25 protein-coding genes and 2 other annotated features are annotated in these 26,022 nt (G+C 37.2%); of the genes, 6 read left to right on the forward strand and 19 right to left on the reverse strand.

From position 1 onward, the window contains the following. Nucleotides 1-40: 40 nt before the first annotated feature. The 6 genes from thrS to MKY09_RS17730 all read right to left on the reverse strand — a co-directional run bounded on the left by thrS (nucleotide 41) and on the right by MKY09_RS17730 (nucleotide 8,150). A complete protein-coding gene (gene thrS, locus MKY09_RS17705; protein WP_342567221.1) occupies nucleotides 41-1,285 on the reverse strand; it encodes a threonine--tRNA ligase in 1,245 nt (414 codons plus the stop codon). 5 nt (nucleotides 1,286-1,290) lie between these two features. Beyond that, nucleotides 1,291-1,510: a binding site (T-box leader), on the reverse strand. A gap of 38 nt (nucleotides 1,511-1,548) precedes the next feature. Beyond that, nucleotides 1,549-1,769: a binding site (T-box leader), on the reverse strand. A 61-nt stretch (nucleotides 1,770-1,830) separates the two neighbouring features. After that, nucleotides 1,831-2,376 carry a GNAT family N-acetyltransferase gene (locus tag MKY09_RS17710; RefSeq protein ID WP_342567222.1) on the reverse strand — a complete coding sequence of 182 codons (546 nt, stop codon included), beginning with the start codon at nucleotides 2,374-2,376 and terminating at the stop codon, nucleotides 1,831-1,833. A gap of 22 nt (nucleotides 2,377-2,398) precedes the next feature. Then, nucleotides 2,399-3,739, reverse strand: a complete 1,341-nt coding sequence (locus MKY09_RS17715) for a CoA-disulfide reductase (RefSeq protein ID WP_169358403.1) — start codon at nucleotides 3,737-3,739, stop codon at nucleotides 2,399-2,401. Nucleotides 3,740-3,892: 153 nt separating this feature from the next. Continuing rightward, nucleotides 3,893-5,974: a catalase gene (locus MKY09_RS17720; RefSeq protein WP_342567223.1), complete on the reverse strand. Its 2,082-nt coding sequence runs from the start codon at nucleotides 5,972-5,974 to the stop codon at nucleotides 3,893-3,895. Nucleotides 5,975-6,244: 270 nt separating this feature from the next. Continuing rightward, the gene (fabI, locus tag MKY09_RS17725) at nucleotides 6,245-7,024 is read right to left on the reverse strand and encodes an enoyl-ACP reductase FabI (protein ID WP_298474115.1); all 780 of its coding nucleotides are present in this window, start codon (nucleotides 7,022-7,024) and stop codon (nucleotides 6,245-6,247) included. Nucleotides 7,025-7,241: 217 nt separating this feature from the next. After that, nucleotides 7,242-8,150 (reverse strand): MerR family transcriptional regulator, encoded by a 909-nt coding sequence (locus tag MKY09_RS17730; protein WP_298474112.1) that lies wholly within the window; start codon nucleotides 8,148-8,150, stop codon nucleotides 7,242-7,244. A gap of 320 nt (nucleotides 8,151-8,470) precedes the next feature. Between MKY09_RS17730 and MKY09_RS17735 the strand changes: the two genes are divergently transcribed. From MKY09_RS17735 to MKY09_RS17750, 4 genes are all read left to right on the forward strand, one after another. Then, complete coding sequence (locus tag MKY09_RS17735; protein ID WP_342567224.1) at nucleotides 8,471-9,769, forward strand: globin-coupled sensor protein; 1,299 nt, start codon at nucleotides 8,471-8,473, stop codon at nucleotides 9,767-9,769. A gap of 24 nt (nucleotides 9,770-9,793) precedes the next feature. Continuing rightward, nucleotides 9,794-10,864, forward strand: coding sequence for an ABC transporter permease (locus MKY09_RS17740; protein ID WP_342567225.1), 1,071 nt, complete (start codon nucleotides 9,794-9,796; stop codon nucleotides 10,862-10,864). Between the two features lie 4 nt (nucleotides 10,865-10,868). Beyond that, nucleotides 10,869-11,576: an ABC transporter ATP-binding protein gene (locus MKY09_RS17745; protein ID WP_342567226.1), complete on the forward strand. Its 708-nt coding sequence runs from the start codon at nucleotides 10,869-10,871 to the stop codon at nucleotides 11,574-11,576. A 205-nt stretch (nucleotides 11,577-11,781) separates the two neighbouring features. After that, a complete protein-coding gene (locus MKY09_RS17750) occupies nucleotides 11,782-12,960 on the forward strand; it encodes an aminotransferase class I/II-fold pyridoxal phosphate-dependent enzyme (RefSeq protein ID WP_342567227.1) in 1,179 nt (392 codons plus the stop codon). A gap of 69 nt (nucleotides 12,961-13,029) precedes the next feature. On the opposite strand, the gene MKY09_RS17755 is transcribed toward MKY09_RS17750, so the two are convergent. Continuing rightward, the gene (locus MKY09_RS17755) at nucleotides 13,030-14,427 is read right to left on the reverse strand and encodes an MATE family efflux transporter (protein WP_342568266.1); all 1,398 of its coding nucleotides are present in this window, start codon (nucleotides 14,425-14,427) and stop codon (nucleotides 13,030-13,032) included. A 246-nt stretch (nucleotides 14,428-14,673) separates the two neighbouring features. Here MKY09_RS17755 and MKY09_RS17760 point away from each other — a divergent pair, with 246 nt between their 5' ends. Then, a complete protein-coding gene (locus tag MKY09_RS17760; RefSeq protein ID WP_298474101.1) occupies nucleotides 14,674-15,072 on the forward strand; it encodes a VOC family protein in 399 nt (132 codons plus the stop codon). Between the two features lie 47 nt (nucleotides 15,073-15,119). Here MKY09_RS17760 and MKY09_RS17765 read toward each other — a convergent pair whose 3' ends face one another. The 4 genes from MKY09_RS17765 to MKY09_RS17780 all read right to left on the reverse strand — a co-directional run bounded on the left by MKY09_RS17765 (nucleotide 15,120) and on the right by MKY09_RS17780 (nucleotide 17,161). After that, on the reverse strand, nucleotides 15,120-15,479 hold the full coding sequence (locus MKY09_RS17765) for a hypothetical protein (protein ID WP_342567228.1): 360 nt from the start codon (nucleotides 15,477-15,479) through the stop codon (nucleotides 15,120-15,122). Nucleotides 15,480-15,576: 97 nt separating this feature from the next. Then, nucleotides 15,577-16,053, reverse strand: coding sequence for a glutathione peroxidase (locus MKY09_RS17770; protein ID WP_342567229.1), 477 nt, complete (start codon nucleotides 16,051-16,053; stop codon nucleotides 15,577-15,579). A gap of 5 nt (nucleotides 16,054-16,058) precedes the next feature. Then, on the reverse strand, nucleotides 16,059-16,502 hold the full coding sequence (locus MKY09_RS17775) for a MarR family transcriptional regulator (RefSeq protein ID WP_342567230.1): 444 nt from the start codon (nucleotides 16,500-16,502) through the stop codon (nucleotides 16,059-16,061). A gap of 137 nt (nucleotides 16,503-16,639) precedes the next feature. Then, on the reverse strand, nucleotides 16,640-17,161 hold the full coding sequence (locus MKY09_RS17780) for a hypothetical protein (RefSeq protein ID WP_342567231.1): 522 nt from the start codon (nucleotides 17,159-17,161) through the stop codon (nucleotides 16,640-16,642). Nucleotides 17,162-17,311: 150 nt separating this feature from the next. Between MKY09_RS17780 and MKY09_RS17785 the strand changes: the two genes are divergently transcribed. Then, entirely contained in the window at nucleotides 17,312-18,928 is a 1,617-nt protein-coding gene (locus MKY09_RS17785) for an MFS transporter (protein WP_342567232.1), read from the forward strand. 48 nt (nucleotides 18,929-18,976) lie between these two features. Here MKY09_RS17785 and MKY09_RS17790 read toward each other — a convergent pair whose 3' ends face one another. The 8 genes from MKY09_RS17790 to MKY09_RS17825 form a co-directional block, all read right to left on the reverse strand. Then, on the reverse strand, nucleotides 18,977-19,864 hold the full coding sequence (locus tag MKY09_RS17790) for a DMT family transporter (RefSeq protein ID WP_342567233.1): 888 nt from the start codon (nucleotides 19,862-19,864) through the stop codon (nucleotides 18,977-18,979). A 6-nt stretch (nucleotides 19,865-19,870) separates the two neighbouring features. After that, on the reverse strand, nucleotides 19,871-20,776 hold the full coding sequence (locus tag MKY09_RS17795) for a DMT family transporter (RefSeq protein WP_342567234.1): 906 nt from the start codon (nucleotides 20,774-20,776) through the stop codon (nucleotides 19,871-19,873). Between the two features lie 292 nt (nucleotides 20,777-21,068). Next, nucleotides 21,069-22,508 (reverse strand): CorA family divalent cation transporter, encoded by a 1,440-nt coding sequence (locus tag MKY09_RS17800; RefSeq protein ID WP_251553237.1) that lies wholly within the window; start codon nucleotides 22,506-22,508, stop codon nucleotides 21,069-21,071. A gap of 373 nt (nucleotides 22,509-22,881) precedes the next feature. Next, complete coding sequence (locus tag MKY09_RS17805) at nucleotides 22,882-23,322, reverse strand: DUF2512 family protein (RefSeq protein WP_169358385.1); 441 nt, start codon at nucleotides 23,320-23,322, stop codon at nucleotides 22,882-22,884. A 22-nt stretch (nucleotides 23,323-23,344) separates the two neighbouring features. Further along, nucleotides 23,345-23,500, reverse strand: coding sequence for a hypothetical protein (locus tag MKY09_RS17810; protein WP_169358384.1), 156 nt, complete (start codon nucleotides 23,498-23,500; stop codon nucleotides 23,345-23,347). Continuing rightward, nucleotides 23,497-24,315, reverse strand: a complete 819-nt coding sequence (locus MKY09_RS17815; protein WP_251553235.1) for a cytochrome c oxidase assembly protein — start codon at nucleotides 24,313-24,315, stop codon at nucleotides 23,497-23,499. The genes MKY09_RS17810 and MKY09_RS17815 overlap by 4 nt, the downstream gene beginning before the upstream one ends. A gap of 2 nt (nucleotides 24,316-24,317) precedes the next feature. Then, nucleotides 24,318-24,803, reverse strand: coding sequence for a DUF2243 domain-containing protein (locus MKY09_RS17820; protein WP_169358383.1), 486 nt, complete (start codon nucleotides 24,801-24,803; stop codon nucleotides 24,318-24,320). A gap of 166 nt (nucleotides 24,804-24,969) precedes the next feature. Beyond that, nucleotides 24,970-26,007, reverse strand: coding sequence for a hypothetical protein (locus tag MKY09_RS17825; protein WP_169358382.1), 1,038 nt, complete (start codon nucleotides 26,005-26,007; stop codon nucleotides 24,970-24,972). Nucleotides 26,008-26,022 lie beyond the last annotated feature (15 nt).

Here is a 26,022-nt window from a genome sequence, read left to right on the forward strand (position 1 = left end):
TTACGACAATCCGTCATCCTATCCACTTACCACAACAACTTTACTCTCTCAGGTGGTGTCCAATAAATGCTTCTATCCCCATATCACCAAGGCTTCCTACTCGATGCTTCCTAACGGAAACAACTTGACTCTCCATTTCCTGGTCACCGATGATCAGCATATACGGATGTTTTTGCATGGCTGCCTCTCGTATCTTTAATCCAATTTTTTCTACGCGGTCATCTACTTCTACCCGGTAGCCTTCTTGTTGTAGCCGCGACTTTACTTCCTCCGCATAAGCTAGATGAGCGTCTGTGATAGGCAATACCTTCACTTGAACCGGGGCTAGCCAAAGTGGAAAATTACCTTGAAAGTGTTCTAATAGAATCGCGATAAACCGTTCTATGGAGCCATAGATTGCTCGATGAATCATGATAGGACGACGAAGCTGGTTGTTTTCATCGACGTACTGGCAATTAAATTTTTCCGGCATTTGAAAATCAAGCTGAACTGTTCCACACTGCCAGCTACGTCCAAGTGAATCGAGTATATGAAAGTCAATTTTAGGACCATAAAAAGCTCCGTCTCCCTCGTTTATTTGATATTCAACCTGTTTACTCTTCAAAACCGATTCTAGCGCTTCTTCTGCTTGGTCCCATACTTCCACAGAGCCCATAAAATCCTCTGGACGAGTGGATAGCTCCACTTTATAGCTAAATCCAAATTTCCGATAGAATTCATCTACTAGATCTAACACCTTCGCAAGCTCACCTTCAATTTGCTCTTCTAGAACAAACAGATGGGCATCGTCTTGAGTAAATGCTCGAACACGCAATAGACCATTCAAAGATCCCGAAAGCTCATGACGGTGTACTAACCCTAGCTCTGCATATCGTATAGGAAGTTCTCGATAGCCTCTTCTTTTACTATTAAAGATTAAAACTGCTCCCGGACAGTTCATTGGCTTAATCGCATACTTTTGTTCATCCACATCAGCAAAATACATGTTTTCATGGTAATGATCCCAGTGTCCCGATTTCTCCCACAGCTCCTGCTTCATCATGATAGGAGTTTTTATCTCCTGATAGCCCGCTCGCTGATGTTTTTCTCTCCATAAATTTTCGAGTTCATTTCGTAAAACCATTCCTTTTGGCAAATAAAATGGCATACCTGGAGCTTCCTCCATGGACATAAATAATTCGAGTTGCTGACCTAATTTTTGATGACTTAATCTTTCCTCGGCTTTTACTGACATAATTAATTCCTCCTCGTTTTGTTTTACATAATAAAAAAAGACCACACCCATCCCGGTAAAGGGACGAGTGTGGTCGTGGTTCCACCCTAATTTTGCCGACATTAACAAATACGGCTCTCATAAAATATAACGGTTTCCCGATTATGGATACTAGTTGTTCCCCATAATAGCTCTAAGGTGGTAAACTATTCGACATTCTAACAGGGCTTTCAGCCAATGACCCTGCTCTCTAATTAGAAGTTGAGGAATAATTCATGTCCTTTTCATAGCTTAAATATTAAATTGTGCATACAAAAAACCACACCCATCCCGGTAAAAGGGACGAGTGTGGTCGTGGTTCCACCCTAATTTTGCCGTCAAATAAAAAATACGGCTTTCTAAAAGATAACGGTTTCCCGATTATGGATACTAGTTGTTCCCCATAATAGCTCCAAGGCGGTAAATCATTCGTTTTTCTTACAGGGCTTTCAGCCGATGACCCTGCTCTCTAATAAGAAATTACCTAAATGACTCATGTCCTTTTCTTTGCCTAAATAACATAAGTTGATTTTTAATAGTATATTCAATGAGTTTAGAATAGTCAACTAAATTTTATTTTAAATGAAAGAACGTCCCATCACAACGGTGTGATAGTATTGCTCATCCTTTAAAACTTTATCGTTTTTTAATATACCCTCTACCTCGAAGCCATACTTTTTATATAAGGCAATCGCTTTTTCGTTAGTATGTAATACATTTAATGAGATCTTTTTGATACTACCGGCATCCGCCCAAGCGATAGACTCCTTCAATAGGTTGGTACCGATACTCAGCCCCCAATATTCTTTTAAGACACACACACCAAATTCCACTTTATGCGCAAACCGCTTTAAGCCATTCCCTTCACATCTAGAAAAACCAACAATCCTTCCCTCAATCTCTGCGACTAAAAAGAGATTGTTCACGGAAAGGGTGTCATCTTCAATTAGCTTTTCAAAGCCTGTGACATCAATGAATGCTTCCCCTTGTTCTCTATCTAGATTCTCCGTTTCCCCGTCGATTTGAACCCTTACCTCGGACAGCTGCTTTGCATCCAGCTGACTAGCCGATCTAATCTTATATGAGATATCTCTAACCTTATATTCCTTTGTCTCTATTTCCATCTCTCAATTCCCCCACTTTTCTTTATTTATTCTTATCAAAGTTTCTTTTAGCAAGCTGCTGCAAAGGATCCCATACACCGTTAAATGGAGGAGCATACGATAAGTCCAGGTCTAATAAATCCGGGAGCGTCATACCATGGTACAGGGCAGTAGCCAATACATCAGTGCGCTTGTCTACTCCATGCCCCCCAACGATCTGCCCACCTAGAAGCAATTGATCCTCTTTGCGATAAAGAAGTTTTATCTGCATTAACTCTTTACCAGGATAATACCCTGCAATATCACTTGCCTCAATCGTACTTGTGTCGAAAGGAATGTCTAGTCCCTTTACTTCCTCCTCTGACAGTCCGGTTCTACCAATCGACAATTCAAAGAATTTCATAATAGAGGTACCGACAATACCTTTAAACGGTATTTTTTCTCCAATCATATTGAATCCTGCAAGCCTACCTTGTTTATTGGCAGTAGTACCTAGAGGGATATAATCGTTTTTTTGTTTCAAACGATTAAAATGAGTGGCGCAATCTCCTGCCGCATAAATATCTGGAATACTTGTTTCCAAATATTCATTTACGATTATGGCTCCATTCTCTAGAGTTTCTATTCCTGTCTCCTTAAGGAAATTAGTTGCTGGTTTTATGCCAATAGCTATCAACACTAAGTCTGTTGAGTAGGTCCCTTTGTCAGTTACCACTTCTTGGACTCGTGTGTTTCCCGTAAAGGATTTAACCTCCTCATTTAGTTTGACCTCCACATGTTTTTCCTTTGCCTTTTGTAGTAATATGTCTGACATCTCTGGATCAAGAATTGGCATTAGTCGATCTCCACGTTGAATTACTCGGACCTTTTTACCAATTTCTCTTATGTTTTCTGCCATTTCTAAACCAATATATCCTCCACCGATAATAGTTACGTGGTTCACATCTTTCAGTTCAGCTATTAATGCCTCCGTTTGCGGAATGGTTTTAAATGTATGTATTCCATCTAGTTGTGTCCCCCCCCAATCAGGTACGATGGAGCTAGCACCTGTTGCTACTAATAGGCGGTCATACTTAACTTCAAATCTTTCTCCAGTTACTAATACATTACCTGCAACTGTTTTGTTCAGAGGGTTTACATCCGTTACTTCATGCCCAATCTTTGCATCAATCTTGTATTTCGTTCGAAACATCTCCACGCTTCGTGCGATTACATCTGTCGTAGAAAATATTTTTTGGCCAACTACATATGGTAGGCCACATTGTCCGTATGAGTAAATATTTCCTTTTTCTAAAGTCGTAATTTCTGCTGTAGAATCATTGCGAAAAATCTCCATTGCAGCACTCATACCAGCTGCATCACCGCCTATAATCACGTAATGCATATAGCTCTCCTCCTCATACCTCTTTCTATTACTTCTCGTTTGGGTGATAATGTTCCTTCTATTGTTAACAATGCCCTTAATTTCATTAAGTTAATCTCAATCAAAAGAGGTATGCCCTGTATTAAAGGACATACCTCTTTAACTGTAACCTTATTAAACTGCACGATCCCAAAAGCGATGTGCTGCCACTGCATTGATGAAGTCATCTACAAAATGTACTTTGTCATTAGCTAACACACCAATTTGACCTACAAGTCCCATTTCTTCTAGTAGCTCGTCGCCACTAAAGGTAGATCCGATAGGCTTATAGTGAGTAAATGCTTCTTGGACAAATAACATCGCATTCTTCTTAAATGCCGGTGTTGTTCCATTATTGCTAGCCACGTAGACTGCATCAAATAAAACAGAATCCGCTGTTAAGAAGGTGTGATCTACTGGTAGGCTTGCACCGTTTGCTCCATTTACACTTCCATGATGATCACTCACGACCATAGGAAGAGTTCCTTTTGCTTTTAAAGCCTCCATAAAGCTCAATAGCTCTTCATCAAAGCCATCTCCTACGAGAATTGCTATTTTTCTAGTATCAGGCTTCATTACTGTATTTAGCTGACTTAAGGCTGGTGAAGATTTGGTTACTTTATTCTCAGCAGTTCCTTGAATAACCATACCTAGATTTTCCGCTACCTTGCTAGCCATGTCTAAATCTATATTTGCAATCATTTCTAATGCTTGAGTACGTACTGACTTCTCTACACATTTACCAAGCTCAAAGCTAAACGCTTCAATAATGTGCTCTTTCTCGGGTTGACTCATGCTATTCCAGAACATAGTAGCTTGTGTGAAATGATCCTTAAAGCTTTCACTACGCGCTCTTACTTTACGTGCATCTATTTTTTCTTGGTAATGTGCATACCCCCCCTCTGCTTCACTAACTGGAGCTGGAGTGTTGTTAGCTAGGGAGTTTTTGTGATAGCTTACTTGTCCAACGTTAATTGTTTGTCTACCATAACCATCTCTTTGGTTATTATGGAATGGACATACTGGACGGTTAATCGGTAGCTCATGGAAGTTTGGACCGCCAAGTCTTATCAGCTGTGTATCCGTATAAGAGAATAATCGTCCTTGTAAAAGGGGATCGTTTGTAAAATCTATTCCAGGAACGACATTACCAGGGTGGAAAGCAACCTGTTCTGTCTCAGCAAATACATTATCAACATTTCTGTTTAACGTCATTTTCCCTATTCGTTTAACTGGAACATCTTCCTCTGGCCATATTTTAGTAGGATCTAATATATCAAAGTCAAAAGCAAACTCATCCTCTTCTGAAATAATTTGAACGCCAAACTCGTATTCTGGATAGTCGCCTTTTTCTAATGCTTCATATAGGTCACGGCGATGGAAATCAGGATCCTTACCATTAATTTTTTGTGCTTCATCCCAAACTACCGAGTGAGTTCCAAGCAAAGGCTTCCAATGGAATTTAACAAAGTGAGCCTTTCCTTCTTCATTGATAAATCGGAAGGTATGTACACCAAAGCCTTCCATCATACGATAGCTTCTAGGGATTGCTCGATCCGACATAGCCCACATAATCATATGCGCCGATTCCTGGTTGTTCGCTATAAAGTCCCAAAATGTATCATGTGCCGTAGCCGCTTGAGGCATTTCGTTATGAGGCTCCGGCTTCATCGCATGGATTAAATCAGGAAACTTAATAGCATCTTGAATGAAAAAGACAGGTATATTGTTCGCCACTAAATCGTAGTTTCCTTCTTCTGTATAGAATTTAGTCGAGAACCCTCGAGCATCACGCGCTAGCTCTCCTGAACCGCGGGAACCAGCTACTGTCGAAAACCTTACAAAGACAGGGGTCTTAGAACCAGGTGTTTGTAAGAACTTCGCTTTTGTATAAGGCTTCATGGATTCGTACACTTCAAATACTCCATGGGCACCATATCCTCTAGCATGAACAATTCGCTCTGGAATTCGCTCATGATCAAAATGTGTCATCTTTTCTCTAAAATGAAAATCCTCCATAAGTGTTGGACCACGATCTCCGGCCTTTAAAGAAAATTCATCCTCTGAAACTTTTAAACCATGATTAGTTGTCATAGCTTTATCTTTATCTACCGCACGAAATTGTTCTAATTGTTGATGTTTGCTATTTTCATTTACTTTTTTATCCAATCGTAGTCCTCCTCTAATATAAATTGCTTCTATAGGATAATTACCCATAATTTTAGTAAAAAAACTTTTTAATTATAATCTTTATAAATTAATAACTAGTTTAGAGCTTTAAAACACATAGTTTCTATTAAACTATGAATGAGCGAAGTATGATTGATTCCCCTTTTCTGTGTGGGAAAGATTGGGTTAGAAAAACTTGGATAAGTTCATCTTATTTACGTGCTAAAAGAAAAAAATACCTCAAGAGATTATATATCTCTCGAGGTATATCGCTCACACTCTGAAGCTAGAGCTGAGAATATCAACCTTAGCTCTTATTTAACCCATTATATTGTATCCACCATCTACGTATACTATTTCTCCAGTGACACCTCGTGATAAGTTACCAAGAAGAGCAACCGTCATTTCTCCTACTTCTTGTTGTGTAACATTTCGTTTAAGAGGAGCAGTTTCTTCTATTTTATGCAAAATCGTGTTAAAAGAAGAGATACCCTTAGCAGCTAAAGTTCGAACGGCTCCAGCAGATATCGCGTTGACACGAACGTTTTGTTTACCCAAATCTACAGCCAAATATTTTACAGACGCTTCTAAGGATGCTTTAGCAATACCCATTACATTATATCCTTCCAAAACACGCTCTGCTCCTAGATAGGACATGGTGACAATAGCTCCACCCTCTGTCATAAATGGAGCGGCTTCTCTTGCTGCAGCGATTAAAGAGTACGCGCTAGTATCTTGAGCAAACGCATAACCCTCTCTCGAAGTTTTGATAAAGTCATCTTTTAGATCTTCCGCATGAGCAAATGCTACAGAGTGTACTACTCCATGAATGACGCCCACTTCCTTGCCTATTGTTTCGAATGCGGATTTGATACTATCATCACTATTAACATCACATTCTACTACTAGCTTAGCTTCCAAGTCATTAGAACTTAATAATTTTTGGATTTTACCTAATGATCTTTCCTTACGGTAAGTAAAAATAACATTAGCACCTACGTCATATAAAGATTTTGCAACTCCCCAAGCAAGACTTCTCTCATTGGCTACACCCATCACTACAATGTTTTTATCTTTTAACTGTATTAAGTCCTTCATAAGAACCTCCCGTTTTAACCTGTTATTAGTACCTGTTACTAATTTAAATCATATCACATTCAATGGATGTTACGCCATTCATTTTGAACTACCAAGCTAATATCTTCCTCTTGAAAATAAACGACTACACAGTTTTTCTAAAAATATTATTTAACAGAATTAGTCCACAACATAAAAAGCTACTTGCTTTCTTCAATGAGGAAAGCAAGTAGCTTTTTTAATCTAATACTTCATTTATAGAATTTGCTAAACTTATATTTTTTAAATTCTTGCAGGCAAAGTATTGCATAGCTCCTGCTCCACCTATATAAAATTTAGTTTCTTTATGATTTTCAGCAAACTGGTCCAACCCAGCTAGCAATTTAGGATTGCGTTCAAAAGGTATGCTTGTCGAGGCAGACAAGAGAACCTTTTGTGGTTTAAGTTTTTCTACCATTGATTCTATTGCTCCCGGTGCAGGAGAAGCTCCTACTAAAAAGGATTTCCACCCCTTCATCATAAACTGTAATAATAAAATATGAACCGGGATTTCATGGGTTTCATGAGGAAGACAACACCCAATCACTAGCGGCGCATCATCCCTATAATGAAAATTACGACGAATTTGCACGAGGAAATCACGCACAATCATACTAGAAACAGCCTCCTGATACTCATCCCATTCTTCCTTTTCCCATCGGTTTCCCACCTCGAGTAAAAAGGGTAATACGACCTTATCTAAAAAATTCTCTAAGCCGTAGTGAAAGTATGCTTGCTGCAAAGTATACGTTAGCTCTATTTCATCGAGATCTGTCCCATGCTCCAAAAGCTTAAAAACAAAATCATTAAACTCTGGAAAAGAGGATTCCTTTTCTATAGGTAGCTCCACTTGGGCATGATCTAATTGTTTTTCCTCCAAAACCTGCGCAACTGCTTGTTTTAGAGAGTATCCCTTTTCAGATAATACCTTCACTTTTAAAAGCTTCTTTATATCCTCTTCACTATAAACCCGATAGCCGTTATCTAAACGTTCAGGTTGAATCAAGTCATAGCGCTCTTCCCATTTCCGAATAACCTGCTTTGACAAACCTGTTACATTAGACACCTGCTGAATATTATAACTACTATTTGGGCGAGCTTGCATCATCCGTATTCATCCTTTCAGCCTCTATGTAAAAGCTGTTGTTGCTTTTGTTAATTAACCTATAGTATAACATCATTCCCTCAACATTATACAGTAGTTCTACCAAAAATAAAATTCCAGCTTTAAATCCTCATTCTAATATCTCTAAACTGAGGGATTAATAGCGTATATTTGCATTATCCATTCTGAATGCACTTGTATAATGTATTGTAAATAATATTATACAAACATTTGACAAACGTAATACGTCCTGTTAATAATAAGAGTATAAGGAAATCCAATTGCACGTATTCATCAAGTTTATTCAATAAGGAGAGATTAGATTGGTAATACCTTTTGCTAAAAAATGGTTTAAAGAAACGGACGTAAATACAACCGTAAAAGAACCAGTTATACAGTTGGAGCTTTATCCAGAATTAAAGAAACAAATGAAGTTAATTGGTCTAAGCAAGGATGATATAAGAATGATACATACGTTTCAGCCCTACGTGGAAAAGGGTATAAACGATATTGTCTCAGTTTTTTATGAGCAAGTTCTTTCTGTCCCCTCCTTACGAGAAATTATTGAAGAAAGAACTCAAATCGAGCGATTAAAGAAAACCGTCGGCAGTTATATTATTGAAATGTTTAGCGGTGAGTTCACGGAAACTACCATTGAGAGAAAACGAAGACTAGCCCAAATGCACTTTCGGATTGGATTAGAGCCTAAGTGGTATATGGGTACCTTTCATCAAATACAGACAATTATTATCTCATTAGTTAACGAGGAAATAAAAGACTATGCCAGGAAAGAAAAGATCTCACTTACAATCTCTAAGCTTATTAATTTAGAAATGCAAATCGTGCTAGAAGAATATGAAAAAGAAAACGTGAAGCTTCGACAACAGCAATACGACACTGTTAAAACAGAGCTTAAAAGTAAAATTTCATCGATCAGTGAGGACTTAGCAGGCTTAACCGAAGAGACGACTACTTCCATGGAGCATGTCGAATTGAATACAGCCAGAATCCGCAATAGTGTTCAAGCTAATATGGACAGCGTTAAACAAATACAATCAGAAGCTAACGACGGTAACAAATTAATAGAGCTTCTTCAAAGACAAATGGAGCTTGTCACTGGGAATACAGAAGAAATGGCAAAAATTATTAATGATTTAAAACAATCCTCCGAAGAAATTTTTCACATCGTTGGGTTAGTGAAGCAAATAGCAGAACAAACCAATTTACTAGCATTAAACGCCTCCATAGAAGCAGCTCGAGCAGGAGAGCATGGAAAAGGCTTTGCAGTAGTGGCACAGGAAGTAAGAAAACTAGCCGAGCAGTCTAAACGCTCTGTAGAAGAAATTACATACTTGGTACACACCTCTACCAAGCTTACAAACAAAGCCGTTAACACTATTGCAAATATGGAAAAGAGTGTTGAGTTAGGATTAGAAAGCTCCCAGGATACTAATCGGAAATTCAATAAAATCCTTTTTTCAATAGATGAAAACACCGACTATATAAACCAAGTAGAGTTTCAAGTGTCAAACCTTGTAGAGGTAATTAGAGATATTTCAAACGACACTAAAACAGTTGCTGTAACAGCCGATAGCCTCTATCAAACAGCAGTACAGCTTTAATAAAAGAGATAGGAAGTGAATGGAATGTTTTTAGCATGGAATGAAATTAAAAAAAATAAATTACGCTTTTTTCTAATCATAGGAGTCTTAATGTTAGTGGCATACCTTGTATTTTTCCTTTCTGGCCTTGCTACCGGTTTAGCAAACCTAAATCGCGAAGCAGTAGATAAGTGGAATGCAACTGCTATTGTACTTGCCGAGGAATCGGATAAAAGTCTACCGCAATCATTTATTAGCACCGAAGAATTAGATAACATCGATGCACAGGATAAGGCAATACTTGGACAAATCAGTGCTATTGCGACAAACGGAGATTCTAAGCAGAATGTGTCTATCTTTGGCATAAACAAAGATGAATTTTTGATGCCAAAAGTCAGTGAAGGTGAAGAATTCTCCGACGAAAATGAAGTAGTAGCAAGTGATAACTTAAAAGAAGAAGGATTTGAAATTGGAGATGAACTAGAACTTTCATCTACTGATGAAACATTAACGATCGTCGGCTTTACAGAAAGCTCAAGGTTCAACGGTGCACCCGTGCTCTATGGGGAACTAGCAACCTTTCATAAAGTAAAGTTCGGTGAAGCAGCTGAAGCAAATGAGGACCAAATAAATGGTATTGTTGTTTCGGATGACAGCCTAGATGCTATAAACACTAGCAATGATGAGCTTCAAATTACAGAAATCGAGAACTTCATAGAGAGCCTTCCTGGATATACGGAGCAATCTCTTACCTTAAACTTTATGATTTACTTTCTATTTGGAATCTCTTCTGTCATCGTTGCAATTTTCCTGTATGTTTTAACCGTTCAAAAAATTAGTATGTTTGGTGTCATGAAGGCCCAAGGAATTTCTAACGGTTATCTTTCTGTTTCAGTAATCGTCCAAACCTTCCTGCTTGCCTTCATAGGGGTTGTTGTCGGATTCGGCTTAACGATTTTAACAGGAAAATTTTTACCAAGTGCAGTTCCTGTGGCCTTTGATTTGACGACAATGTTAATCTATGGCGCAGTATTAGTTGTTGTTGCAATTCTAGGAGCAGTTTTCTCTGTATTTACCATTGTAAAAATAGACCCGTTAAAGGCGATTGGAGGATAAGTAAATGGCGATTTTAAAATTAGATAAAGTAAAAAAAACATTCGGTTCTGGTCATAAACAGGTTGATGCTTTAAAAGAAACTAATTTTGTTGCAGATAAGGGTGAACTGATTGCAGTGATCGGTCCTTCTGGTTCAGGAAAAAGTACCTTCCTGACAATTGCCGGAGGTCTGCAATCCCCTTCTAGCGGGGAGATTATTGTAAACAATCAAAACCTAACCAACCTAAACGAGAAGAAACGGTCTAAAGTTCGTCTTAAAGAAATTGGCTTTATATTGCAAGCCTCAAATTTGGTACCTTTTCTAACAGTAGATAAACAGATGAAATTGCTTGATAATGTAAAAAAAGACAATATGACAAAAGAAGAGCTAGAGACATTATATGAAAACCTCGGAATTACTGAATTACGAAAAAAATATCCTTCCGACTTGTCAGGAGGCGAAAGACAGCGTGTAGCAATTGCTAAGGCTCTATATAGTAAGCCTTCTATATTGTTAGCTGACGAACCAACTGCTTCTTTAGACAGTGACCGTGCATATGAAGTGATGAAGCTCTTAAAGAAAGAGACAGAAAATAATGAGACGACTACGATCGTGGTAACTCATGACACTCGTTTAATTGAATACTGCGATAAAGTTTATGTCATGACGGATGGAATATTAGAAGAAAAAAGCAAAAAGGAAGTGGAGCAAAATGATCCACTTTCTCACTAAATACTATTTTAAGGGGGCTGGCAACAGCCTTCTTTTTTTATAGAAAGTTCTACTTAAAAACATTTGATGATTTAATAAATAAAGCTCTAATTACGACTTTTACTCGTCATTACATAACAATATCTCATATTTTTCTCAATATTAATATAATTTGTGTTATGATGATACATAAAATTTATTAATTGTTTGCAAGGGAGTGCTTTCATTGATCATTCAACCTTCTACTAAAATGTCCTTATTTGAGCCAGCAATATTTGGTGACTTAAAAGCAGCAGCAGCCAGAAAAAAAGAATCCGGATTCGAGCTATATGACCTTAGCCTAGGAAGTCCCGACATCCCGCCAAGTGAGGTGGCTAGAAAAGTACTATCTGATTTGAGCTTTTCTGCAGACTCTTACGGATATACATTAAGTGGAACGAAACGTTTTTATGAGGCAGTGGCTAATTATTATCAACGCCGCTATCATGTCCCATTAAATCCCGAGACTGAAATTGTCCAAACGATGGGCTCTCAAGAGGGACTAGTCCATTTACCCCTAGCCTTTTGTGATGAGGGGGATATTATTCTAACGACCAACCCTGGGTATGTTGCGTATGATGCCGGTATTAAATTAGCAGGAGCAGAGCCTTACTATATGGATCTTCTAGAAGAGAATGACTACCTACCTGATTTAGGTGCGATTCCATCAGAAATAGCTCAAAAAGCCAAGCTAATGATATTAAATTTACCTGGAAACCCTGTACCTGCCATGCCAAGCGAGGAGTTTTTCCAACAGGTAGTTGCTTTTGCTAATACATATAATGTCATTATTCTACACGATGCAGCATACTCTGAATTTTACTTTACTGGAGACTCTCCTTGTAGCTTTCTTTCAACACCTGGTGCTCTTGAAGTAGGAATGGAGATTAACTCCTTATCTAAGAGCTTTAGTTTGGCGGGAACCCGGATAGCTTATATCGCTGGAAATTCGGAAATGATCGGTATTATGAAACAATTAAAATCTAATTTAGACTTTGGCATTTACGGTCCAATTCAAGAAGCAGGAATTGTTGCTCTTAATCACGCTGAGGAAATTACAGAATCACTACGTAAAACCTTCTCTGAAAGACACAGAGTAGTCATGGATGGATTAAGAGACCTTGGATGGAATGTGGCACCCTCTAATGGTGGCATGTTTGTTTGGGCTAAGTATCCTTATGAAATTCCTGATAAGGAATTTGTCTTCGAGGCAATCGATCAAACTGGTGTAGTGATGGTCCCAGGTACTGTCTTTGGTTCAGCAGGAGCTGGCTATGTACGAATTGCATTGGTACAAAATGTAGAAATACTAAAAAAAGCGATTGAACAATTAAAGAAACTAAAAATTAATTCGTTAGTTCTATAATTATCTTCTAAGTAACAGAAAAACCATCGACATTTAACTGTCGATGGTTTTTACTCTGACAGCTAAACATTAGACTGTCTGACTGTCCAAATCAGAGTTCTCTTCTTTTTCATGAACCAGCGCATACTTTTCCCATTTTTTACTCTTCCATCTAAAGAACATGATAATTCCACGTAGCCACTCATCTGCTGCTATTGCTAACCATATTCCTGGAAGTCCCATATCGAGTACAAAAACAAATAAATATCCTAATGGTACGCTCATCATCACCATTGACAAAGCCCCCATTATTACCGGGAAGGTTGCATCGCCTGCTGCACGTAACGAGTTGATAATCACAATATTCAACGTACGACCAGTCTCAAGTATGATACTTAAGACAAGTACAGAAGCTCCAATTTTAATAATTTCCTCGTTATCTGTGAATAAACCCATCAAAGGGTGACGGAACGTGATTACAATAGCAACCATTGCTAATGTAAATATGAACGCCCTTTTTACACTATACCAAACAGATTTATAGGCCTCCTCTTTTTCATTGGCCCCTACAAACCTTCCGACAATTATTGCAGTTCCCATACCTATTGCGACTGCAAACAAATACGTAAACATCGATATATTGACAGCATACTGCCTAGCGGCCAATGCTTCTGCTCCTAAATAAGTAGCATAATATAAAAATACGATTTGACAGCCTTGATATAAAATTTGTTCAAAAGCTGAAGGCAAACCTATTTTAAGTATTTTTCCCACATACTCTTTAGAGATGGTGAAATAGTAACTTACTTGTACACGGTATTCCATTACTTGATATAGAAGCCAAAAGAACACAAGAAGCGCTATAAAACGACTCACTACAGATGATATGGCAGCACCTTGTACGCCTAGCTCAGGAAAGCCAAATTTACCGAAAATTAATGCGTAGTTACCCACGACATGAATTATATTCATCCCTAACGAAACAAACATTGTTTGCTTTGTATAACCATGTACACGAATAATGGCAGCCAAAGCATTAATCAATGCTTGAAGAAAAATACCACCACCAACAATCATTAAATATTGATTGGCAAACTCAAGGACCTCTCCCTCTAAGTTCATACCCGCCATAATACTTTTAGAAAATATGACAAACCCAATACTAAGAATAATTCCTACCCCAAGATTTAAAGTTACGGCAAGACCTGAAATTTTAGAGGCCTCTATATATCTTCTAGAACCTAAATATTGTGAAACCACGATAGCTGCACCATTACCAACTACCTCTAAGATTAATATTGCAATGTGGATATATTGGTTGGCTGCCCCAACTCCTGAAACAGCATTATCAGATACTGCACTTAACATAAAAGTATCTGCTATTCCCATTAACATAAACAAAAATACTTCTAAAAAGATTGGCCAAGTTAAATGAAATAAGCTTAGCTTTTCTCCTAAATCCTTCTTTTGTCTAATTGCCAAGTTTATTCCTTCTTTATTTTCATTTTTTCACAGGAAAAATCTTACCATAGAATCCTTCAATCTACTATTAATATTTTATACTTTTCATTTAATTTAAAGTTAAGCTTCAAGTTAAAAGGGACCAGTTTACTATTACATTTTTATTATATTTTATTTAAATTATGCTAAAAATTATTAGATTTATAAAGGGAAAATAAGGGTAAAAATAGAATATATTAGTACGTACATTCTTTTATAGGAGGTCTAACGCAGATGTCTCACTTTATCTCTCGTATCGCCACTGTAGAAATACCCGTCAGTAATTTAGAGAGCTCAATGGATTTTTATATGACTGTTCTCGGGGTTCATGTTGAATCTAAAGGAGACAAGACTGCCATGCTTTCCTTTCATACGAAAGGAGTTCCTACTATTTTTTTAGTAGAAACAAAAGAAGTTCGACCTTTATTTTTTACTAATACTCACTCTAGTGTGATCCATAGCATCATCGACTTTTATACGCCTTTGTTAAAAGACTTTTATCAATGGTTGAAAAAAAATAAAGTTGAGGTTGGGCCACTGAATGTAAATGAGGAGGGTCTAGGAGGTTTTGGCTTTAAAGATCCTGATGGGAATAATTTAAGTGCAAGTAATATTGAGCATTTTGGACAATAGTTAACATAAAATAAGTCTGACTCTAAAGAGTCAGACTTATTTTATGGTTAATGAATAGATGGTTGTTCAATCCCAATATTTTGATGAATGTAATGCTTTAACGCGGGCTCCGAAAGCTCGATTTCATTTATTTGTAAGCTATCTTTGACGTATGCAAGTTTATTTCCTTCTGTTGCATATGATTGGATGTGTAAAGTATTATCCATGTATAAAATTCCTTCATTTGTTATCATTTTATCCTCTTTACTCAACAAACCTTTTTTTGTAAGTTCCTCCTGAATGGTAGAAAGTCGGTCACCTAATCCTTCCTTCAAAGCTTTTGATAAACTACCTTCTGCTCCCTTTTCCAGAAAATTACACACGTAATAGGCAAGTAGTGTTTGTTCTTTTACAGTTAGTCTCTCCATGCTATTTCCCCATTTCGTCTCTTTTTCTCTTTATTCCTTTTTTTCCTAAATCTTAAACATAAAGGACCTAGATCTTTGGCAATCCAGGTCCTTTACTTTATTCATTTATTATATTTTTTATGTCTTCTTCAAATTCCTTTGGATTGTCAGTTGGAGCATACCTTTTCACAATATTACCGTTTTTATCGATTAAAAACTTTGTGAAATTCCACTTAATCTTGCTGGAAAGTAAGCCTTTGGTGTTGGTAGTTAGATATTTAAATAACGGATGTGCTTCGTTGCCATTAAGCTTTACCATTTCATGCATGGGAAAGGTAACTCCATAGCTCATTCGACAAGCCTGTTCCGCTTCCGCTCCATTTCCTGGCTCTTGGAAGAACTGGTTGGAAGGGAAGCCTAGAACTACTAAACCTTCATCCTTGTATTTTTTATAAAGGATTTCTAGACTATCAAACTGATTACTTAGTCCACACTTAGTTGCCGTGTTAACGATAAGCATCGGCTTTCCTCTGTATTCACTTAAGTCATATTCTGTTCCGTCCGATTTTTGTACTTTAATGTCATAAATACTCATTTTCATCACTCCTCCATTTTCGATAAAAAAGCATTTAGTTCTTTTAATTGGGACATGAGTGTACTTGCATTCATGTCTAGGAAGTTACAGCTTGTAATTTTTTTTATAATGGATTGTTCAATTTCATCTTCTGCTTTTTTAGCCTTCTCAGTTAGAGATATAATATAGGCTCGTTTATCCTCGTTAGATTGTTTCTTTTCAAGCCAGTCCCGCTCAATCATTCGGTTAATAATAGGGTTTAACGTACCAATTCCTAGCTCCAAACGCTTTCCAATATCTCTCGTCAGCAAATGATCCTCTTCCCATAATGCCAACAATACTAAATATTGAGGAAACGTTAATTGAAATGGCTCCAAGGTTTTAGCATATTGCTTAGTAAAGTTACTGGAAGCCTTATATACCTCGAAGCATAGCTGCTGCTCTAATTTAGAGGGTTTCTTGTTACTCATTTCTTACTCTCCTCACATAAATACATCGCACACGATGTATTTAAATCATATCGTACCCTTTCAAAAAAGTAAAAGAATCTGACTTTATAAAAAAAAGGCTTCACAGCTGTCAAAAGCAACAGTGAGCCTTACATTTATTAACTTCCTATATATAACGCACATTGGCTGATAGCGATAAAAAAAGCAGGATTTTGTATTGGAGAGTCTTCATAAATTTCTAGCTCCATTAAGAACTCATCTTCTACCTTTGCTTTCCACCTAGCAATTTCTTTTCCTTCCCAAACATAGCTAGACCATTCTTCTAGTTCCTTTTCAATTACTATATTGAAATCCTTACCAAGAATTAATAGGTCAGCCACTAGTTCCTTCCATTTATCATAGGTTATTGTGTAATGTTCCTTTGTTTCATAATCAAAGGCTTGAAAAAATACTCTGCCCTTCTTTGAAACCTTTTTACATGTGAAAATAATTTGATCATTTAAGTCATATATATCGTAACGAAGGAAGTAACGGTATTCCATGGCTCTATCCAGAAATCGCTTCAAACGATTAGAGTAATACCTTTGAAAAGTACAAATTCCTTTTCCCTCTTCGTTATATACAGTGGTTTTAGGGGTTATTTCTATCTCTAAGGGTTGCGTATAGTGATATGTTGGCATTTTTATTTTCTCCTTTAAACGGTTGCTATAATAATATCATTTTTGGACCTATATCTATATGATTTAGGCTATCCAAAAACAAAACGCTAATGTAAAATATTGTATAAACAAATTTAGACATCTATTAGGAAGAGTGGGGGTCGTCATGGTATGGCAGAAAAAAATACTTCTCAAACATGGGCAATAGCATTATTTTCTATTGGTGTTTTTATGGCTGCTCTTGATAACGGGATTATCAGTGCTGCTCTTACAACCATCAATAGTTCTTTTGAGGTTAATGCGAACTGGGGGGCGTGGGGAATAACACTCTACACTCTCGGTCTTGCAATCAGCGTGCCAATAGTAGGAAAGCTCTCTGATCGTTATGGTCGCAAGCGACTTTTCATTGTGGAGATTGCCATTTTTGGGATTGGCTCCTTGCTAGTTGCCTTAAGTCCTAACTTCACTTTTTATTTAATCGCCCGTTTCATACAAGCTCTAGGTGGAGGCGGTATATTCATCATCGGAAGCTCTCATATTTTAAGCACTCTGCCGGTAGAAAAACAAGGCAAGGCTTTAGGTATGCTGGGGGGGATGAATGGTATTGCAGCAGTATTAGGACCCAATCTCGGTAGTGTGTTGTTAGATCTTACAGGAAGTTGGCATTTCTTATTTCTCATTAATATACCTATTGCAATCGCTCTTGTTATACTTGGTTTTTTAAAACTAGAAGAAACAAAGGATGCAGCAGTTGGAAAACTGGATTTACTAGGAATTGTTTTACTTTCCTTGTCTATTCTAGGAATTATGTATGGGTTGACTAATATTGAAGGAGTCAACTTCTTTAAGAGCCTACTGGAGTTAGAGGTATATGGATATATCTTAGCAGGGATTGTTCTTTTACTCCTTTTATTATTCCATGAAAGTCGCTTAGAAAAACGTGGTGGTGATCCCATCCTTCCATTTCGTTTGCTATCCAAATCGTCATACTTATTAACCTTGTTAATAGGTATGTTTTCAGGAGCTCTATTAGCAGGTATGATTTTTATCCCTGCCTTTTCTGAGCAAGTGCTTGGGATAGCCCAAGAAAACGCTGGGTATTGGATGACACCTCTTGCATTAGCAGCTGGGCTAGGAGCTGCGATGGGTGGTGTGTTCGTTGATAAAAAAGGACCAATTTTAGCCGTACTTCTATCTGGTATTGTGTCTGCCATTGGTTTTCTTTTGTTCCCTACTTGGATTGAAGCTAAATGGCATTTCATTCTCGCTTCTTCAGTAGCTGGATTCGGAATGGGTATAATTCTTGGGGCGCCTTTAAATATATTAGCAACCGAAAAACTCAACGCCGACAAGGGTACTGCATTGGCAACTCTCTCTTTAAGTAGACAAATCGGTATGACCATCGCTCCAACTATTTATGCCGGATTTATTACTAGAGGGTTTAACGAAATACCAACCATTTTCCAAAATGATTTCCCAAAAATATTACAGCAAAACATCGAGGAAGCAAACATCAGTGAGGCAGGCCTCCAGGAGTTTCAAAACCTTTCCCAACAGGTGTCCTCCTCTGGGGAAATTATTTCCCAGGAAACTATGTCACGATTATTAGACCAAATACAAGATCCAACATTACTTCAGACTGTATTAAAAAGTATCGACCAAGTAACTACAATAGCTGCACAAAATGGCTACGGAGGGCTCTTCTATTCCGCAGTAGTTATAGCAGCTTTAATCATCGTTACTACCCTTATCCTGGCGCCTATTCGTAAACGAAGTCTCAAAAGCTAAATAAAAAAGGTAGTATTGACTTAGCATAGTCAGTACTACCTTTTTGGTTTACACTTCCGTGGATTCAATAGGCTCTCTCTTATTAGATTTAATAAGTGTATAAATAATTCCTCCAAAAACCATTAAAATCCCTAAAACTTGCATAGGTGTTGGACGGAAATCTAATATCCATGTATCTAGTAATATAGCGACGACTGGATCAACAAAAACTAATGCGGAAATTACCACAGCAGTTAACTTTCTAAGACTATCAAAAAATAAATAATAGACAAAACCTGTATGTATCAAGCCCGTACCAATTATGTATAGCCAGTTTTCCATAGTTAATCCTTGAAATACATTAAGTTGAAGAAACGGAAGTAGTATTACAATTCCAACTGTGGTCTGGACAAAGGTCATTGCATAGGCACTTAAATGGTTAACACCTTTTCCAAGAAGCATAGTCATCGCATAGCAAAATGCAGCTAGAAGTGCCCATAAAAAGCCAGAGCCTAGAAACGCTGATAGGGATTGAGTGGTATTAATACCTACAATCAGAACACTTCCAAGAAAGCATACTAATATAGCAATCAGAGATGTCCATGTCATCCTCTCCTTCAAAAATAAGGTTCCAAGTAACAAAACAATGATTGGCGCCAAATTATATATAGTAATCGCAATCGTAATCGATGTGACTTCAAAAGCCTTGAAAAGGAACACCCAATTTAGAACTAAGAATACACCGCATAGAAGAGTTTGAAGCAGTTCTCTTTTTTTCCAAGTTTCTTTCTTATGTTGACCAGTAATCAACCATAATGAACCAAGGAAAAGGGTGGCAAAAATACAGCGAACAAACACTAACTCTATAGCAGGAATACCAGTTTTTCCTGTAAAAAAACCAATCGATCCAAAAATGGCCATGGACAATGTCATTTTTAGCATTGCCGCTCTATTCATCTAAACTCACCCTACCTTTGCTTTGCTTATTTTCTTATATCCGCTGATTTGTTGCATAAGGAAAAAGAATACCCCGATTAAAACTATAAGACCACCAATAATTTGCCAAGCAACTATACGTTCACCCAGAATAATGACAGCTAAAATGGTAGCTCCAACAGGCTCTCCAAGAATACTCATAGAAATGGTCGTAGCATTTACGTAATTAAGAAGCCAGTTATTTATGAGATGTGAAATGGTAGGAACGACAGCCAATAAAACAAAAATCCCCCATTCCTTGGCATCATAGCCTGTCAACTGAACCGAAGTGACAACATTATAAAGAATCAAAGCGACTGCAGCAAAACCAAATACACAGAAACTATAAATCCAATGAGACACTTTCTTTACCGCACTTTGACCAATTAGTAAATACCCCACTACTGCAATGACACTTAAAAATGAAAGAATGTCTCCTAATATCGCACTTTTACTAAGGCCAAAATCTCCCCAGCCCACCATAACAGCACCTACAACAGCAATTCCCATAGTAAGCAGGGCACTAGCAGTAGTTCTTTCTTTAAACAAAATCATTCCACCGATTAAAGCAATAATCGGTTGGAGCGCTAGTATTATTGTTGAGCTTGCTACAGTAGTTAGCTTCAACGAGCCAAACCAGAGAGCAAAATGCAAAGCTAAGAACATGCCAGAGAAGAACAAAAGGTACCATTCTCTTTTTGAAATTCTTTTAAATTCGTCCCTTTTTATCCAGACAACTGGCAAAAGCAATAAGCTAGCTAGGATCATTCGATACATACTTAAAATAGTTGCTGGTGCATTGGACCATTTCACAAAAATAGCTGCAAACGAAATCGCCACAATAGAAACTATTAACGGTAATACAATTGATTTAGATGTTTTTTCAGAATTCACAACGTTACCCCATTTTTTCTTTTTTCTAGTAACTATTATTATCCTATAATCTAGCACTTTATCAATATAAAGTAGACAATATAAAATTATCTTCTTTTCCACAAGAAAAGCGCAACCGCCTATCCCTGCCCCGACAGGCAAATGGAGAAAAGCCAGGAGGCAGTTCCTCAGCCACCGGAGCTTTTATCCATTTGACCCCGAGGGGCAAGGCGGTGGAGCTAGACATCAATTTATCCACAGATTTAGAACTTTATAGTTTCCTAAACAACAAAAAAATCCCCTATCTTGGGGATCAATCTGTACGTTCTCTTTTCCACTTTCTATATCTGTTCGCCAACCCTTTGCCGCCTGTACTTACAAGTAGCGCAATAGCCAATCCGATTCCACTTAGTGCTGTCACAAGAGAGATCCATTCAAAGAATGAGTATCCAGGTACCTTAGACCAGTCGGTGAACCCCTTCCAATCCTCTATTACCAAGTTCATGCCATAAATACCTGAAATTGTCGTATAGACTGTCAGCATAAACAAAAGCATGTTATGACGAGTGCTTGTTTGGTTATCTTGAGCACGATACAAATCATCCAATGTCTTTTTTACTTCAATAAAGAGATGGTTTAGATTAAATGCCTCTCGAAGTAAATGGGTAAGCTCCTTCCCTTCTTGCCTTGGAGAAACCTGACCAAAGTAGTATCTTGAATAAAATTTAGAAATAAGCTCCATAAGCTCTCTCACGTACTCTTTGTCCTTGGACCAGCTTACCTCACTATGCTCAAATGAGAGTTTTAATAGCATTATCTTATAGTAGTAATGCAACAATAAGTTATAATACATCGTTCCCATAAAATCAGAGATGCTATTTGGTGAAGCTTTCTCGTCTATTTTTGTAACAGTTGCCTGAACATTCTCAGAGGTAATAGTATATGTAAATGGAGCCCATCGATTATGTAATCGTTTCTCTACAAATTGCTCGATGTACTCAGGGTTAGTGCTAGATATATATGGATTTCCGTCCATTTTACCATCAACCTGTGCAACCCGATACAGATGTTCCGATAAAATTTCTTGATCTTCCTTTACTACGAGAAAAACGGAAGAAAGCATTCTTGCATCTTCAAAAAAAGGAAGACTACCATAATATCCTTCTAAATGTTCATTCCTTATAATAAATGGCTTAACTGACGGGCATAAGTAATCTAAGACTAGTTGGTTTGTTGTTTCAAACTTATAGGAATCATTATATATACTAACTCCCTGTTCCTCTTCCAGCTTAGGTTCTAATACTCTAAAGTGAGAAATAAAGTGCAGGAACTCTGACAAATTTTCTTGCCCTTCCTTTAACGTACGGATTGTTATAACCCCAATTCCAAAGGGGCATAGCGTGATGTCTACGCTATTAATAAGAAAATTACTTTTTTGTTCTTTAAGTTCCCATGTGAATTCCTCATTTATTTCTTTTGAATATCTTAAAAACCCCCTATTTTTGGTGGTTTGGGGGAATAGTTTATCTTCTATATAAGGTAAAAAAAATTGACTTAGTTGTTCATGTCGAACTTTTACTCCTTTTCCATAATAACCAGCTTGAAGTGCTTTGTTTTTTAAATTAAAAAATTTAAAATGATGCCTTTCTAGCGTTTCCATCATTTTTTGTCTCTGATTTTCATGAAAGGCGAATGGGAACATAAAAGTAACATATGCTTTTTCTACTTCTAACTCCTTTAACTTGTTTACCACATTCCATTCCCCCGTTTCTTAACCTATAGGTACCACTTATTTTGTTTTTTAAACAAAAGGCAACTTTACCAGGAAGGTAAAGTTTCCTTTTTAACCTAAAAACTACAGGTTAATTGTTATTATCGTTGTTGTTGTTGTTATTGTTATTGTTGTTATTATTGTTATTGCGGTTGTTGTTACGGTTATTTCTGTCATTGTTGTTGTTATTGTTGTTGTTTAGGTTTTCAAAGTTGAACTCTTCACCGAATTCGTTGTTGTTATTATTGTTGTTGTTGTTGCGGTTGATGTTATTACGGTTGTTGTTGTTTGACATTTTGTTTTACCCCCCTTCTACCGTATTAGAATGGGCTATAAACGATAAAATATACATTTTTTATTTTTTCTTAAAATCCTCTTTACTAAATGCTTTTGCAAATTCCAATTGTGTATCCGTTCTTTGATAATAACCTGCTTTATCGCTTGGATTTGTTACTCTTGGTTCGAAAATATGCAATTTTATATATTGATGCAAGTACATTTCTCCGATTATCAATATAAGAGAAATAATAAATGCTGCTCTTCCTGCAGGAACGGAAGGGTCGAATAAGTAAATACCTATTAGCCAAACTACTGCAAGTGCCAGTATGAAATCACCAAAGGTTGCAAGCATATTACCGATCTTTGGCATTAAAAAGATATCACCTACAAAGCCTAAAACAGTTAAAGCAATACTTGTAATAAAAATATTTAATAATTCTACCCCATAATAACCTAGTACGATCCAAATGACGGCTGTTGTCATAATAAACTTAATGAGAAATGCTTTGAAATACATTTCAAAACCACAGTCCTTTCTTTTAAGTTGATTTTTGACTATTTATTTCCTCATCCTTTAACTGTTTAGCTATCAATTCGTTTAACTCATTATAAGTTAACCCAGAATTAGCATTTTGCCTTTTAACTTCCTCAATATTAGTGCCTGCAACCGTATATTTTGCATTATTCTCCTTCATATAAGCTCCTCTTTTCTATTGATAGGTGTAGGATTAATAATCTCAGCTTTAGGACCGGTTTGTTTGAACCATTGGTAAAAAAGAATAATAATTAATCCTATCTCAATAGCGTCCCCACCGTAATACATAATCATCCCTCCCATTTCTGCTTCTGTTTTCGAAATACCAATTGGAGGGTTTGCATAAATATATTTGGAAAGGATGGCATGACCCGCTAGAGCAAATAAAAAAACCACTGATCTATATATATAACTCTTTCTATGAGGTGTTGGGTCAATATATATAATGGAGATTGTAAAAAGGTAGCCGGCTAGAAAAATGTGTATATGAATGAAGATATAAAGCAAACTATTCTCATGCATCATTTCAAATAAAGGTGTGGTATATAACAACCAAAGTCCACCGACATTTAATATAGATGCAACGATTGGGTTTTGAAAAAAGTGAATAAATCTAGTTCGAAGTATTCTAGTAATACTTCGCGAAGTTTTGACCGGCAAAGCCCTAAGAAATAGTGTCATTGGTGCCGCTAAAGCTAAAAGCAACGGTGCTAGCATCCCTAAAAACAAATGACCAACCATGTGAGCTACAAAGTCTGTATGTGCTTGCTGTGCGAGGGGACCCGATACAGATATAATTGCTAAAACAATTCCTACTCCCCATAATAGCGTTCTATATTTTGGCCACTTTCGTTTACTTTTATTAGACATATATACGGCTAGTAAATATAAAAAAAGCATGATTATAAATGGAGCACCTAGTAGTATTTGAGCAATATCGATATTTAAACCACTTTCTTGTTGGTGATGATGCAATCCTAATCACCTCCACTCTTAGTACTCGTTTGTTTTAATAGAACTAAACCAACGATAATCATTAAAATTGCAGTTATGTTCCAAACTAAGTCATACGGGAGAATATCGACATTATAACGAATTTGATGTAAACCCATTAGCTTATGCTGGATCGTACCATCATATAGCTGAAAAACTCCGGCTCCTAAAAAGATGCCTCCTAGCCATCTTTTTGGCCAAAAAGCCTGGCGTCGATGAAGATCTGCCATTAAAAAAGCCGAGCCCACAGTAGCAAAGAAGCTAAATGCATGGAATAATCCATCGGAAACTAAGCCAATATCTGTTGTGGATTTATCATAGAAATGATGCCAATGTAAGATTTGATGGAAAACCACTTCATCTATAAAGGCAACGACTCCTAATCCAAACAGTATTCCAGTCCACATATTCTTTTTGGAATAACGTTTTTGATTTTCTTTGGTAGGTGCATTACTTTTTAAAGTAGTCATGGCGTCCTCCTTTCCCTTGAACAAATATATTTTTTTATTTGTAGTTTTTCCCTGAATTCCTGTTCTTAAACAAATAAGCTAACGCTTGGTTTAGACCGACGATTAACCACCCAAATAAAAAAAGATGCAAATGACTATATCATTTACATCTCTCACCTATTTTTATTTAGCTCAAGCACCCAATAAACTTTAACTTCTCTACACTTTCCTGATCTTGTTTTCCTTCTAAAATTGCTTCCACATCATTCAACGTTTGTTCTATAGAAACAACTTCTCCTGGACCAGTGAATTTTTCCGCAACATAGAATGGCTGCGTCAAATATGCCTCTAACCTCTCTCCACGATCATAGGTTGTTTGCTCCCCTTCCGGAAGCTTTTGAATCCCATGTACCATTACAATAGAACGTAATTCTCTATAACGTCGTAGTAGCTTTTGGGCGCGTTGTCTTAAACCAAAATGACGTTGGTCCACATCCGTTCCCTCCATTATCGATGACGTCGAATAAATGGGATGAATAGCTGGATACATATGACGAGTTGCAAGGTCTGCATCTAACTGCCAAACCGTTTCTAATGGTCCAAATGGCATTTCTTCATCCACTACATCTCCTGATAAGTCGACTAAAATAGTTGTAATACCCTCTATATTGTCCGAAAGAATTTTTTCCTGCAAATCTAATAGTTCCCCCGAAATAATATAGCTTCTATCAGTAATAAAAACTGCTTCCCCAGATATGTGTGCGAGCTTTTGATAGGCTTCCTCTATAGAAGTAGTTACAATATCAGCTAACTCCGTGGTCCCCTCTAATTCACTATGCTCTTCTTTTGGCAATAAAAACACGGAAGTAAAACCACTTTCTTTAAAACGATGCATGAGCTCGGCTAGTATTACTAGCTGTCCCATTCCAGGTCTAGCAACCAAGCCCGTTGTGCCTCCTTTTACTAATGGCGCAAAAAAGTCCAATGCTTTAATTTGAGTTTCAATCATGTCTTTTTTCTCCCCCCTAATGATTAATTCATCTACCGTGCAATTTGCCAAGGAAGCTAAACCAACAAGAGTCTTTACCTCTGCTTTTCCTAAATCGATTTTCCCAGTGCATAAGTTAGAAACTGTAGCAGGACGTATTCCAATAGATTTAGCTGCAGTCGTTAGGTTTGGCACCTTTCTTCGAAGTAAAGCAACATTTAATCTTATTTCTTCCACATTATCCCCCCTCAA

Origin of the sequence: Psychrobacillus sp. FSL K6-4046 (genome assembly GCF_038624605.1) — a bacterium.
Lineage (GTDB): Bacteria > Bacillota > Bacilli > Bacillales_A > Planococcaceae > Psychrobacillus.

Coding starts and splice junctions, on each gene's coding strand:
- thrS (WP_342567221.1), bottom strand. CDS start 1,285: ATGGGTGTGGTCTTTTTTTATTATGTAAAACAAAACGAGGAGGAATTA.
- MKY09_RS17710 (WP_342567222.1), bottom strand. CDS start 2,376: ATGGAAATAGAGACAAAGGAATATAAGGTTAGAGATATCTCATATAAG.
- MKY09_RS17715 (WP_169358403.1), bottom strand. CDS start 3,739: ATGCATTACGTGATTATAGGCGGTGATGCAGCTGGTATGAGTGCTGCA.
- MKY09_RS17720 (WP_342567223.1), bottom strand. CDS start 5,974: ATGGGTAATTATCCTATAGAAGCAATTTATATTAGAGGAGGACTACGA.
- fabI (WP_298474115.1), bottom strand. CDS start 7,024: ATGAAGGACTTAATACAGTTAAAAGATAAAAACATTGTAGTGATGGGT.
- MKY09_RS17730 (WP_298474112.1), bottom strand. CDS start 8,150: ATGATGCAAGCTCGCCCAAATAGTAGTTATAATATTCAGCAGGTGTCT.
- MKY09_RS17740 (WP_342567225.1), top strand. CDS start 9,794: ATGTTTTTAGCATGGAATGAAATTAAAAAAAATAAATTACGCTTTTTT.
- MKY09_RS17745 (WP_342567226.1), top strand. CDS start 10,869: ATGGCGATTTTAAAATTAGATAAAGTAAAAAAAACATTCGGTTCTGGT.
- MKY09_RS17760 (WP_298474101.1), top strand. CDS start 14,674: ATGTCTCACTTTATCTCTCGTATCGCCACTGTAGAAATACCCGTCAGT.
- MKY09_RS17765 (WP_342567228.1), bottom strand. CDS start 15,479: ATGGAGAGACTAACTGTAAAAGAACAAACACTACTTGCCTATTACGTG.
- MKY09_RS17770 (WP_342567229.1), bottom strand. CDS start 16,053: ATGAGTATTTATGACATTAAAGTACAAAAATCGGACGGAACAGAATAT.
- MKY09_RS17775 (WP_342567230.1), bottom strand. CDS start 16,502: ATGAGTAACAAGAAACCCTCTAAATTAGAGCAGCAGCTATGCTTCGAG.
- MKY09_RS17780 (WP_342567231.1), bottom strand. CDS start 17,161: ATGCCAACATATCACTATACGCAACCCTTAGAGATAGAAATAACCCCT.
- MKY09_RS17785 (WP_342567232.1), top strand. CDS start 17,312: ATGGCAGAAAAAAATACTTCTCAAACATGGGCAATAGCATTATTTTCT.
- MKY09_RS17790 (WP_342567233.1), bottom strand. CDS start 19,864: ATGAATAGAGCGGCAATGCTAAAAATGACATTGTCCATGGCCATTTTT.
- MKY09_RS17805 (WP_169358385.1), bottom strand. CDS start 23,322: ATGTATTTCAAAGCATTTCTCATTAAGTTTATTATGACAACAGCCGTC.
- MKY09_RS17810 (WP_169358384.1), bottom strand. CDS start 23,500: ATGAAGGAGAATAATGCAAAATATACGGTTGCAGGCACTAATATTGAG.
- MKY09_RS17820 (WP_169358383.1), bottom strand. CDS start 24,803: ATGACTACTTTAAAAAGTAATGCACCTACCAAAGAAAATCAAAAACGT.